The sequence below is a fragment of the Noviherbaspirillum denitrificans genome (genome assembly GCF_002211445.1).
Classification (GTDB): Bacteria; Pseudomonadota; Gammaproteobacteria; order Burkholderiales; family Burkholderiaceae_D; genus Noviherbaspirillum; species Noviherbaspirillum denitrificans.
The window spans coordinates 1,544,475-1,555,270 of record NZ_LSTO01000001.1 but is presented as its reverse complement, the minus strand read 5'-3'; the positions used below and the strand labels follow the sequence as shown (position 1 = coordinate 1,555,270).

Sequence of the window (10,796 nt, the reverse complement as noted above, 5' to 3'; positions counted from 1 at the left end):
AAAGGGCAAACCGCCCGCCTATCCGCCGCTCGCAGGGAACGTATCGCTCGGCGCCAACCCGGCCGTCAATGCCGTGCGCATCGTCCTGAACGGCGGCTACCCGCCCAGCACACACGGCAATCCACGGCCTTACGGCATGCCGCCATTCAGCACGGCCCTGAGCGACGCTGAAGTGGCAGCGGTGGTGTCCTTCGTGCGCACGGGTTGGGGAAATCGCGGCACGCTTGTGTCGCCGGTTGATGTAGCGCGTTTGCGAGGGGCACCGGTCGACTAAAGCGTTCAACCGGCTCAGCCGTCGACCGGCTTGAGTGGCGTTTCCAGCAGCAACTGGTAAAACGCCAGATCCAGCCAGCGGCCGAACTTGAAGCCGACTTGCGGCAGCGTGCCGACAAGCTTGAAGCCGAGCTGCTCATGCAGCGCGATGCTCGCCGGATTCGTCGCATCGATGGCACCCACCATCGCATGGACGTCCCGCTGCCGCGCCACGTCGATCAGCTCGTTCATCAACTTGCGCGCGAGGCCGCGGCCGCGATGGTCCTTGTGCACGTACACCGAGTGCTCGACCGTGTACTTGTATGCCGGAAAAGCGCGGAAGGAGCCGTAGCTGGCGAAGCCGAGCAGCGTGCCGACGGCGTCCTCGAAACCGATCACCGGAAACCCGCCCGCCTGCTTCACTTCAAACCACTTGACCATGTTCTCCATGGTCCGCGCCTTGTAGTCGTACAGCGCGGTCGAAGTCAGGATCGCGTCGTTGAAGATTTCCAGGATCGCGCCCGCGTGTCGCTCGTAGCTGCAATGGACCAGGTTCATGTTTCGGATTCCTTTTAATGGTTCGGAGTGGAGCGCTTCCGCGTTGGGGCCGGCAACGTGCTCAGTGCGACGACGTAGCGCGCCGGCTTGTCGCCCTGGTTATGGAAAACGGTGTGGTGTTCGAGCTGGAGCGCCACGCAGTCGCCCTCCTCCAGGTGCCAGGTCTGGCTGCCTGCCGTGACGTCGATGGCGCCTTCGAGGACCCAGACCTGCTGGTGCGTCTCCGCGTCGCGCGTCACGTTGTCGAAGGCGACGCACTGGTGCGGCGGGAACACCACCTCGACCAGTTCGATCGGTGTCGGAAAGCCGCGCGGCGACACGTTACGCCGCACATAACCGGAGGCCGGGTCTTTCCATAGGGGTTGGTCCTTCCTGCGCGCCAGCGGCGACGCAGGCTCGCTGCACGGCTCGTCGGAAAACAGGGTCGCAAGCGTGACATCGAGTGCGGCCGCCAGCTTGTCGAGCACGGCGGCCGTCGGGCTGCTCTGCCCCCGCTCGATGAGCGAAATCATCGAGCGGCTGACACCGCTACGCTCGGCCAGCCCGTCCAGCGTATAACCGCATGCCTTGCGCAGGGCCAGTACACGCTGGGCGATATGTGCATTGATATCCATGCATCCATTATACTGGATTGAAATTTCCAGTAAAACGGAATCATGGCGCGCTATACCAGGGTGTCGATGGCCACGCGCGCGGCGGCAAGATCCCATGCAGCCTGTCCGACTGTCTTGAAGACAGGGAGGGACGAAGGATGCCCTGCCTTGCCGGAAAGGATATCGCCGATCCCGGTCACATTGCTCCAGTCGACCTTGGCCTGGATCAGGTCGCCGGCCTCATGCTTCGCGCCGTCGCGGTCGTCGACGACGATATGACGCGCATGCAGCAGCTCGGGCGGGAACTCGGCCATGTTGGGCTTGAAGGCGCCGACACCAACGGCGAGCGTCTGCGCCGCGACCTTCATCGGAATCACCGGCACGCTAGAGGTTGTCAGCGCGATGATCACATCGGTTTCGGGCGCTTCATTCGTGAACGATGCCGCCGCGTGCGCATGCACGGTCAAGCCGGCATGCTTCACCTTCAATGCATCGGCGAACCGTTGGGCGCTTTCGACGGTCCTGCCAGCAACATGGAATTCAGGCACGCCGAAGAATTCCACCAGTGCATCCACATGCGCGGCGGCTTGCACGCCGGTACCGATGATGAACACGGACGACGGCTTTTTCGGCGCAAACGTATCAATCCCCAGCAGGGTCATTGCAGCCGTGCGGCGTGCGGTGACCGTCGGGCCATCGAGCAAGGCCAGCCTGCGGCCGGTGGCCGTATCGAACACGATCACTTCCCCCTGGATAGCCGGCAGTCCATGCTGCGCATTCTTCGCGTGCACGGTGATGAGTTTCGTGACGCTGACATCCGCGCCGATGGCCGGCATGCTCAGCAAGACGCTGGCCGGATCGATGGTGACTACCTGCCGCTCGGGAGCGACGATCTGTCCGGCGGACAGCTCCTTCGCCGCAACGGCCACTGCAGGAACCAGCCTGGAATAAGGAAGTGCCTGGGCCGTCCGGGCCCGGTCGAGTATGTGCATGGTGGTGATCAGCGAAAGAAAAAGCCTGTCGGGAAGGGATCGGATTCTTCCAGCACCCACTGGTTGAAGCCGCTGATGTGCGCGGCGCCGGTGACCTCCGTGATCGCGCCGTCGAATTCGCCGACCTTCACGCTGTCGATGACGCGCACGGTGAAGCTGCTGCCGACGATGCTGCCGTTCACATAAGACTGGTTCAGCGGCAGGCGGCCGCGCAGGAACAGTTGCGCGGCGCGGCCGGACGTACCGGTTCCGGTCGGCGAACGGTCCACTTCGCGGTCCGCAAAGATGCAGACGTTGGATTGGTCGACGCCCGCGCGGTTGGGTGCGCCGTCGATGATAGTGCCGTACAGTTCGTTCAGCCCCGGTTCCTGCGGATGCTGAATGCCGACCTCTGCCTTCACCGCCGCCTTGGTTTCCGCGCCTAACTGGATCAGCGACCGAACCAGTTCCGGCTTGATTTCAAGACCGGCCTGGGCGCCGTTGATGTAGTAATAGAACGCGCCGCCAAACACGATGTCGCCGGTGATGCGGCCGAAGGTGGGCGTTTCCACTTCAAGGTCGCGCATGAAGATAAACGACGGCACGTTGCGGAAGGTGACATTGCCTGCGCGCTGTCCATCCCATTCGACATGCGCTTCGATGAAGCCTGCCGGCGCATCGAAGCCGATGCGCGTGACCGGACTCTTGCGCTCGACATAGCCCATCTCCACCAGCACCTTGCCGAGCGCGATGATGCCGTGGCCGCACATGTCGCTGTAGCCTTCGTTGTGGATGAAGATCACGCCGAAATCAGCTTCCGGCGTGGTCGGCGGCAGCAGGTAGGCGCCATACATGTCGGCATGTCCGCGCGGCTCGTTCATCAGGAACTTGCGCAGGTCGTCGCGATTCTCCTTCAGCCATGCGCGTTTCTCGAGGATGTTGTTTCCCGGGACCGGCGGCATGCCGGAAACCAGGATGCGCAACGGCTCGCCGCCGGTGTGCGCATCAATTGTCTGTATCGTGCGAAGGAAATTTAGCATCGTCTGTTCTCACCGTGAATCTGGCCGCTATTTACACCTGCCATAACTGGTTCTAGTATAACCAGATTGGTTTTTAAATTGATCCAAATTAAACATGAATTTACCGGGCCTGGACAAACTTTCCTCTTCCCTGCGGAGTCCGCAACTATACGAATTGGTGGCCGGTCGCCTGAAAAGCCTGATTCTCGACGGCACCTATCCGCCGGGCGCGCGCCTGCCGGCGGAACGCCACCTGGCGTCATCGCTGGAGGTCGGACGGGCCACGGTACGCGAAGCTATCGCCGAACTGGTGAACCAGCGCGTGATCCAGACCCGGCGCAATTCAGGCTCGTATGTGTTGCCGGATGCGCTGGAGGTGATCCGTGAAACGAAGGCGCCGGTCAGCCCCGATACCAGTCCGATGTCGACCATGGAAGCCCGGCTCGCGGTGGAGCCGCTGATCGCTGGGTTTGCGGCCGCAGTGGGGAAGCGTGATGCGGAAATGGAGCGCTTGCTCGACTTGATGGAATCCACCAGCGACCTGACCGATCCGCAGCAAAGGCAGGCATGGAATGAACATGACCGGCAATTCCATGAACGGATTGCGCTAATGAGCGGCAATCCGGTGATGATCGGCATCGCGAAGGTCATCGCAGGTGCGGTCGACGAGCCGTTGTGGCAGCAGCTCCGCGACACCGGCATCCATGACCCGTCGCGGGCGCGGCTGTATGTGTATGAGCACCGGTTGATTTACGAAGCGATTGCGACGGGCAACCAGGAAGCGGCGCGGTTTTATGTGCGGCAGCATCTGGAGCGGGTGCGGAATGACATGTTGAGTAACGGGTGAGCATGCGGCCGATAGAGGACCGTAGGGTGGGTAGAGCGAAAGCGAAACCCGCCATGCACTCGACAGGCCGCTATGGCAGGTTTCGCATCTCAGCCGCGCGCGAAGTGATTCATGCGGCTTCCGGCAGCGCGGACGCGCGTTCCGAACGCCTGCTGATTTTCCACAGGCGCGCCGCGCGCCCGGCGAAGACACCGCTCATCGCGCCATACAGGATGGCGACCACGACAGCGAAGCTTGCACTCCCTACCAGCGACGGCTGCATCGCAAGCAGGACACCGACGATATATTTGACCAGGAAAACGCCGAGCATCAGCATCAGCGGAAACAGGCTGCCGGGCAGGTAAAAAAGCCCGGTGTCCGGATCGTATGTGGTGCGGGCCGGCACGGGCCGCCGGCCCACCAGCCATGCGACGCTGCCGGCGGCTACGGACCAGGCCAGCAATACCGGCGGCGCCGCGCCGAAGCTCGATACCGTGCCCGCGATCGACAAGCCGGTCATCACGACCGGCAATATCAGCGCGCGGCGTAAACTGATGTGCCGCGAACGGCTTTGGGTGATGCCGACGACGACCAGGCCCAGGAGCAGGAACCAGACCCAGACCGGGGTATTCGTGACGATACGCTGCAGCATGGTGCTTCTCCCTTTGGACAAATTGAGGATTGTTACCTTATCCGAGGGTCCGACCGGATTCGATGGGAATGCGACGAAACGGGTTTTTCGTGGCGCCAAATGCAAGGAATGCCCGCCAGTTAATGCAAGACTGCATAGATCGGCCTGCCCGGACTGCGCTATCCCCGATGTCCGCAGCAAAACTGCACGACGCCAGTAACGCCGCACGATACATTTCCTTACATACTTGCCGGCTGTCGACAAAACCACGACACATCCGGCATGTCTAATGGCAACTTTCCCTATAACAGCGAACGTTGCGCGCGCCTTCCCGGCGCCGCCAGCCGAGCTGTACCCAGCTTCCCGTGAAATCCCGCAGTCTGTTCTTCCCCGCCCCGCTCCGCCCGCAGGCATGGATGCGATCCATCCCGCGCTACAGCGCCTACCTGCTCGCATTCTTCCTCTTCTTCCTCGCCTACTGGCTCAACCGCTATTTCGGCAGGCCCGATCTCGAGCAGATTGCCTACCACCTGAGCTTCGGCGTGGATGGGCTCACGGCTTCCGACCCGGTCTTCATCAAGCGGTTCTTCCGCTGGTGCGTGTTCGCGCCCTTGCTCGTTCTCGCCCTTGTTGTTTATGCCGAGCGCTCGCGCGCCCTCTCGCGGATTTCCGCTGTCGTTCGGCCGCTCCCCTGGCTGCTCCTGTTGAGCGCCCTGCTGTTCTGGGTATACGAGGTCTCGCTCTGCCGTTATCTCGCCGCCAATTTCGGCCCGGATTATTTTTCGTCGCACTATGTCTCGCCGGAAAAGGTCAGGCTGCGCGAGCAGCATCCGAAGAACCTCGTCCTCATCTACGTCGAAAGTCTTGAAACCGCTTACGGCGACAGGAAATTGTTCGGCACCGACATGCTCTCCCCACTGCATCGTCTCGGCGGCGTGAGTTTCGACCGTTACCGCCAGGCGCCGGGCACCGGATGGACTATCGCCGCACTCGTCGCCACGCAATGCGGTGTGCCGCTCAAGCGCGTGACTGTCTACGATGAAAACACGCAAGGTGAAGTGCTTGACACCTTCCTGCCGAGCGCCACCTGCCTGAGCGACATCCTCGGCGAACACGGATTTCGCAACATCTTCATGGAAGGCGGATCGGACACCTTTGCGGGCAAAGGCAAATTCTTGCGCGACCATCACTATCACGAGATCTACGGCAAGGAAGACTGGCTACGCGACGGTGTGCGTCCCGAAGAGATGAACGGCTGGGGCCTGTTCGACGACGACCTGTTCGAGAAGGCGAAGCGGAAGCTGACCGAACTGGAAGAAACCGGAACGCGCTTCAACCTCACGTTGCTCACCGTCGACACGCACGAGCCTGCGGGTTTCATGTCGAAGCACTGCGCGCAGCGCGGCTACCACGCATTTGACGGCGTCGTGGAATGCACCGCAGAGGAGGTCGCGGATTTCATGAAGTTCATTGAGGACAATGGCTATCTCGCCAACACCAACGTCGTCATCGTCGGCGACCATCTCGCGAGGAAGAACCCGGTGTCGGACAAGCTGTCCTCGCTGCCGGAGCGGCACATCTTCAATACCTTTATCGCCAGCACGCCGCCGCAAAAGAATAGGGACGACCTCGTCCACTTCGACCTGCTGCCGACCATCCTCGAGTTCGCCGGCTTCGATGTCGTCGGTGACCGCATGGGGTTGGGCTACAGCGCGTTCAACCGGCAGGAACAAGTGCCGCCGCAGGATCGCTTCGAGACGATGCAGCAATCGTTGATGAACCGGTCGGAGGCGTATCTGGGGCTGTGGACGGTGTCAGGGCAGCATTGAAGCGGGTGGAATGTCTGGATGATGTTCTCGGGTTCAAGCGTTTTCTGCTTGCGGGCACCTTCCATTCAATTTTTCAAACGCTCTCTTCTCGACATTCCTGCGCCCTCCGCGACCGTCAGCGCCGTCATAGAGTGTCAGATCAAAAAATCCTGATTTGCGAACCGTTGTTGCGGGTAGGTCTGGATTTGTGAACCACTGCGGTGCAGCGGAAGCGGAAGTTGGTCTGATCGTTCAGAAAGTCCGAAAGCGGCCAATACCGGACTACCAATCGTCCCATCAATTCGATATTATTTAGCCAACATCTCTATGCCAGCATGCCGTTACCTGCCTCTTATGACTTCATGAAGTTAAGAAATTTGGAGTCAACTTTTATTGGGTACGTGACCCCGAAAATGAATGGCATTGTCCATGCGGGCTCTTGCGATGTGGGCTTAGTGGAGACCGGCGGCAAGCACTGCCTCGAGCTCGAAAGCTCATTGCGCGGCATCCGGTTTGCACAAGTACAACAAAGGGTATCCGATGGGACAAAAATGCCGGCTTCACGCTTTCGACAACCTGCGCGCCGTGATGATGTGGTTGGGCATCATCCTTCATGTCGCCATCAACCACCTCACCGGATCATCGCCACTTCCTTGGCGCGATCCGCAAACCTCTGCCTTTGCTGACCTGATCGTCGTTTTTATCCACTCTTTCCGAATGCCAGTGTTCTTCATCTTAGCTGGTTACTTCGTTGCGTCATTGATCGAGCGGGGCGGCTCCAAAGCCATGTTGAAGCATCGGATGCGGCGGCTGCTTTTGCCGTTTGCTATCTTCTGGCCCGTACTGCTTATTTGTACGACGATCTTGATGCTCGTGTACGTACATATGATGGTCCGTGGCGACATCGGCATCGACACTTCGCTTCTCGCAAAGAACGGAGGCGGTGCATCGCCTCTCAATACGATGCACATGTGGTTCATCTATTACCTGATCTGGTTCTGCGTCCTGACGGCTGCGCTGGCACCGTTGTGGGTGACGGTACCTGTCAGTATGCGCGATACAGTCGACATGACATTTCGCGCACTTGCAAGCAACTGGTGGGGGCCTGTTTTTCTCGCCGTTCCACTGGCGTTTGTCGGGTCAACCTATCGAGCGGGCGTGCTCACTTCGAGTGGATCTTTCATTCCTCGGTTGCCCGAGCTATTGCATCACGGTGAATTTTTTATGTTTGGATTGCTCCTGTATCGCCATCAAGTCATGCTTTTCCCGTTTTTCGCGAAAACGCGCTGGAGAAACACAATTGCCGGACTCAGTGTATTCGTCGGTGTGCTCTGGGCTTTCAAAATCTTCGTCACCAATCCGGCGAGCGTGCCCTATCTCGAACTTTGGATTGCATTTTTCTACAACCTGACCAGCTGGCTGTGGAGTTTCGCGCTAATCGGCTTGTTCCTGCGTTACCTTCCGAATCAAAACCGCCTGTTGCGCTACGTCTCCGAGAGCTCGTATTGGGTTTTCTTGGTGCACATGCTTGGAACGATTGGTTTTGGCATCCTTGTCTATAACCTGCCGGTCGGGGCGATTACCAAGATGCTGCTGAACGTGACTGCGACGACTGCCGTATGCCTGTTGACCTACCACCTCTTTGTCCGCCGCACCGCTATTGGCGTGCTGCTCAACGGGAAGCGTCAATCCGAAGCAGACTACTCGGGAACACGGGCGGCGTCGGGAACACTGTAAGTCAATGAATACCCCTTGAACAGGATAGATGCGCCAGTTTGATCAGCTGCCTGTTCTCCCCGCCAGTCAGCGCATGCCCAACACTAACCATGAGCAGGAAAGCGGCTGCATTTCGCCTCGTCCAGGGGCCGGCTTGGCTCGACTGCGTCATATCGTGCCGCCCGGTCGAGAGGCTGAAGGGGAGCTGAAAGCGGCCTGTCCTTCAAGAACGCCGACCAGGTACACCCGGCCAGAAACCGAAGTTCTCCATCTTGACGTGGGAAAATCGGTGTTTCGCAAAGCATAGAGCAACGCCGGGCAGTCTTCGTCCAAAGCGTTGGTAACAGCGAAGCCTACATGGTTAGCTTAAGCAGAAGGCAAGTGCGACAGCAAGGGCGATTACACTAGCGACCAGCACCGCGCCAGCCGCAATATCCTTGACTGCCCGAATCTCCGGATGATGCGCTGGATGAAGAAGGTCAGATAGCGTTTCCAACGCGGAATTAACGAGTTCTGCGACGAGCACCAGGCCGATGACCAGAATGCCGATCGCCCACCAGACCGGTGGCGCAGCCGTTACGATGAGGCCAACCAACGCGCCAGTTGCGGCCAGAAATTGAAGTCGGAGGCTGGCCTCTCGGCGAAACGCCAGATGCAGCCCGTGCAGTGCAAAACCGAGGCGCTTGATAAACGGCTGTCCCTTCATGCACGCTCCTCCTTGCCAAGTTTTAAACGCTCGGCCAGCAGCCAGCAGCCTAGAGCCCAAGCGGCGCCGGCGGCCCACCCGCCGAGAACGTCGCTCGGCCAGTGAACACCAAGATAGACCCGGCTGACTCCGACCGCCGCCGTCAGGATCGCCGCCACGATGAGTACGATCAGTTTCAAGCGCCATGTCGGCAGCAGACGGGCCAGAAGAGCCGCCAAGGTGAAATACACCACGGCGGCAAGCAATGCATGGCCGCTTGGGAAGCTTGGAGAAAAGATCGCCATTGAGTGCGGCACCAGCTCTGGTCGCGGACGATTGAAAAAGTGTTTGAGCGTTGAGGAAAGGACTGCCCCGCCGCCCGTTGCGACTGCTACAAACAGTGCAGATCGCCGTTTTGCGGACAGGATGAGAACAATCACCGTCACTACCACCACGAAGCTCAAAACGACGGGGCTTCCCAGCGCCGTGATGTCGCGGATCATCTCTTGAAGCCACGCGGGCCCCAATGGTTCCGCAGGGTGGCCGGGCGATCGCAGGGCCAGCAGGATTGCCGTGTCGATGCCGCGTGTCTCGTTCTCGATGACCGCTTCTGCAATTTCGATGAAGGCCCATAAACTGCCGGTGGCGACAATTATTGCCCCGAGTATGCGGGGCTCAAGCCAATTGCGAAGCGCAGGCAAGCCAGCAAGCTTTGAGGCTGGAAGCGGGCGAGAACCTTTCATGGCCAAGCCAACACCAGGGCACCGAGGACAATTAAAGTGCCCCCCACGATGAGTTTCGGCGTCAGCGCTTCACCCAGGAAAACCACTCCAAGCACGATGGCGAATGCGACGCTGAGCTTATCCAGTGGAGCGACCATCGATGCGGGCGCCATCTGCAGCGCCCGATAATAGAGGAGCCACGACAGGCCGGTGGCGATACCGGACAGTACCAGGAAGACGACCGGCCGCATTTCCATCCCCCTTGGCCACGTCCATTCGCCGCGGTAGCTGACGATCAACGTCGTACAAATCAGGATCACGACTGTCCGAATCAAGGTCGCGAGATTGGAATTGAGTCCTTCCACCCCAAGTTTTCCGAGGATGGCTGTCAGCCCGGCAAAGAATGCCGATCCCAAGGCAAAAAATTTCCAGGAGGCCATAGGAGATGTAGCGATTGATTAAGAAATGTGATTCTACTCATTATGCAACACGGGCGTCAGGAAGCAGGGAACAGAAAATGATGGGTCCGAACGGTGCTCATGCAGGGGCCGACTACCTACTATCCATGTGCTTCTGTCGGGACATGCAGTGGGGTCATCCGCTTACTCAATAGATGGCATTCGTCGACGCGGTACTGTCAATTGCTCCTCAGCCCGATACCGAAATTTTTTCGGCCCTCTGGGGAAAGAATGCAATGCAACCAACCACGAAACATGCAATTGCTGCCGATGCGGCATACCAGCTCATGGCCAAGCCGCCGCTGGCTTGTGGCTTGTCTAGGAAATCCCCACCGATGGCCCCCAAGGGGCTCGTTAGGATAAAGGTGATCCAGAACAAGAGCGTGTGAGAGGCCTTTGTCACGAAGTAGGCAGCGGCCACGACCAGCAGGCATACGCCAAACAGGATTGCACCTCCTTCGTAACCAAACCCAAGTCCCGTTTCCGGATCTGCGACCCAATCACCAGGTGCCGTGCCCAGGGCTTGCGACAGCATGATCGTGAGCCAGTAGTATGTC

General features: G+C 59.5%; 13 protein-coding genes. 4 read left to right on the top strand and 9 right to left on the bottom strand.

Annotated features, from left to right (window positions below; translation table 11 throughout):
* A partial coding sequence (locus AYR66_RS29435) for a c-type cytochrome (protein WP_206047100.1) occupies positions 1-274 on the top strand: 274 nt, incomplete at its 5' end.
* 14 nt (positions 275-288) lie between these two features.
* Here the strand turns inward: AYR66_RS29435 and AYR66_RS07730 are convergent.
* From AYR66_RS07730 to lhpH, 4 genes are read right to left on the bottom strand one after another with little or no spacing between them, the layout of a single operon-like run.
* The gene (locus AYR66_RS07730) at positions 289-810 is read right to left on the bottom strand and encodes a GNAT family N-acetyltransferase (protein WP_088707028.1); all 522 of its coding nucleotides are present in this window, start codon (positions 808-810) and stop codon (positions 289-291) included.
* Positions 811-824: 14 nt separating this feature from the next.
* Entirely contained in the window at positions 825-1,424 is a 600-nt protein-coding gene (locus AYR66_RS07725; protein ID WP_088707027.1) for a helix-turn-helix domain-containing protein, read from the bottom strand.
* Between the two features lie 50 nt (positions 1,425-1,474).
* On the bottom strand, positions 1,475-2,395 hold the full coding sequence (locus AYR66_RS07720) for a delta(1)-pyrroline-2-carboxylate reductase family protein (RefSeq protein ID WP_088707026.1): 921 nt from the start codon (positions 2,393-2,395) through the stop codon (positions 1,475-1,477).
* A gap of 8 nt (positions 2,396-2,403) precedes the next feature.
* Positions 2,404-3,414 carry a trans-3-hydroxy-L-proline dehydratase gene (gene lhpH, locus AYR66_RS07715; protein WP_088707025.1) on the bottom strand — a complete coding sequence of 337 codons (1,011 nt, stop codon included), beginning with the start codon at positions 3,412-3,414 and terminating at the stop codon, positions 2,404-2,406.
* Between the two features lie 94 nt (positions 3,415-3,508).
* On the opposite strand from lhpH, the gene AYR66_RS07710 reads away from it, so the two are divergent.
* Complete coding sequence (locus AYR66_RS07710) at positions 3,509-4,240, top strand: FadR/GntR family transcriptional regulator (RefSeq protein WP_088707024.1); 732 nt, start codon at positions 3,509-3,511, stop codon at positions 4,238-4,240.
* Between the two features lie 109 nt (positions 4,241-4,349).
* Here AYR66_RS07710 and AYR66_RS30555 read toward each other — a convergent pair whose 3' ends face one another.
* A complete protein-coding gene (locus tag AYR66_RS30555; RefSeq protein WP_420093095.1) occupies positions 4,350-5,264 on the bottom strand; it encodes a DUF6622 family protein in 915 nt (304 codons plus the stop codon).
* 2 nt (positions 5,265-5,266) lie between these two features.
* On the opposite strand from AYR66_RS30555, the gene AYR66_RS07700 reads away from it, so the two are divergent.
* Together AYR66_RS07700 and AYR66_RS07695 are read left to right on the top strand one after the other, a co-directional pair.
* Positions 5,267-6,679, top strand: a complete 1,413-nt coding sequence (locus AYR66_RS07700; protein ID WP_088707022.1) for a sulfatase-like hydrolase/transferase — start codon at positions 5,267-5,269, stop codon at positions 6,677-6,679.
* A 519-nt stretch (positions 6,680-7,198) separates the two neighbouring features.
* Complete coding sequence (locus AYR66_RS07695; protein ID WP_088707021.1) at positions 7,199-8,395, top strand: acyltransferase family protein; 1,197 nt, start codon at positions 7,199-7,201, stop codon at positions 8,393-8,395.
* Positions 8,396-8,735: 340 nt separating this feature from the next.
* Here AYR66_RS07695 and AYR66_RS07690 read toward each other — a convergent pair whose 3' ends face one another.
* The 4 genes from AYR66_RS07690 to AYR66_RS07675 all read right to left on the bottom strand — a co-directional run.
* A complete protein-coding gene (locus AYR66_RS07690; RefSeq protein WP_088707020.1) occupies positions 8,736-9,080 on the bottom strand; it encodes a diacylglycerol kinase in 345 nt (114 codons plus the stop codon).
* Positions 9,077-9,802, bottom strand: coding sequence for a phosphatase PAP2 family protein (locus AYR66_RS07685; RefSeq protein WP_088707019.1), 726 nt, complete (start codon positions 9,800-9,802; stop codon positions 9,077-9,079). The genes AYR66_RS07690 and AYR66_RS07685 overlap by 4 nt, the downstream gene beginning before the upstream one ends.
* Positions 9,799-10,221 (bottom strand): EamA family transporter, encoded by a 423-nt coding sequence (locus AYR66_RS07680; RefSeq protein WP_088707018.1) that lies wholly within the window; start codon positions 10,219-10,221, stop codon positions 9,799-9,801. Before AYR66_RS07680 ends, AYR66_RS07685 begins: the two co-directional genes overlap by 4 nt.
* Before the next feature lie 208 nt (positions 10,222-10,429).
* Positions 10,430-10,796 (bottom strand): COG4705 family protein (locus AYR66_RS07675; RefSeq protein ID WP_474647528.1); only part of this gene is annotated, 367 nt, incomplete at its 5' end.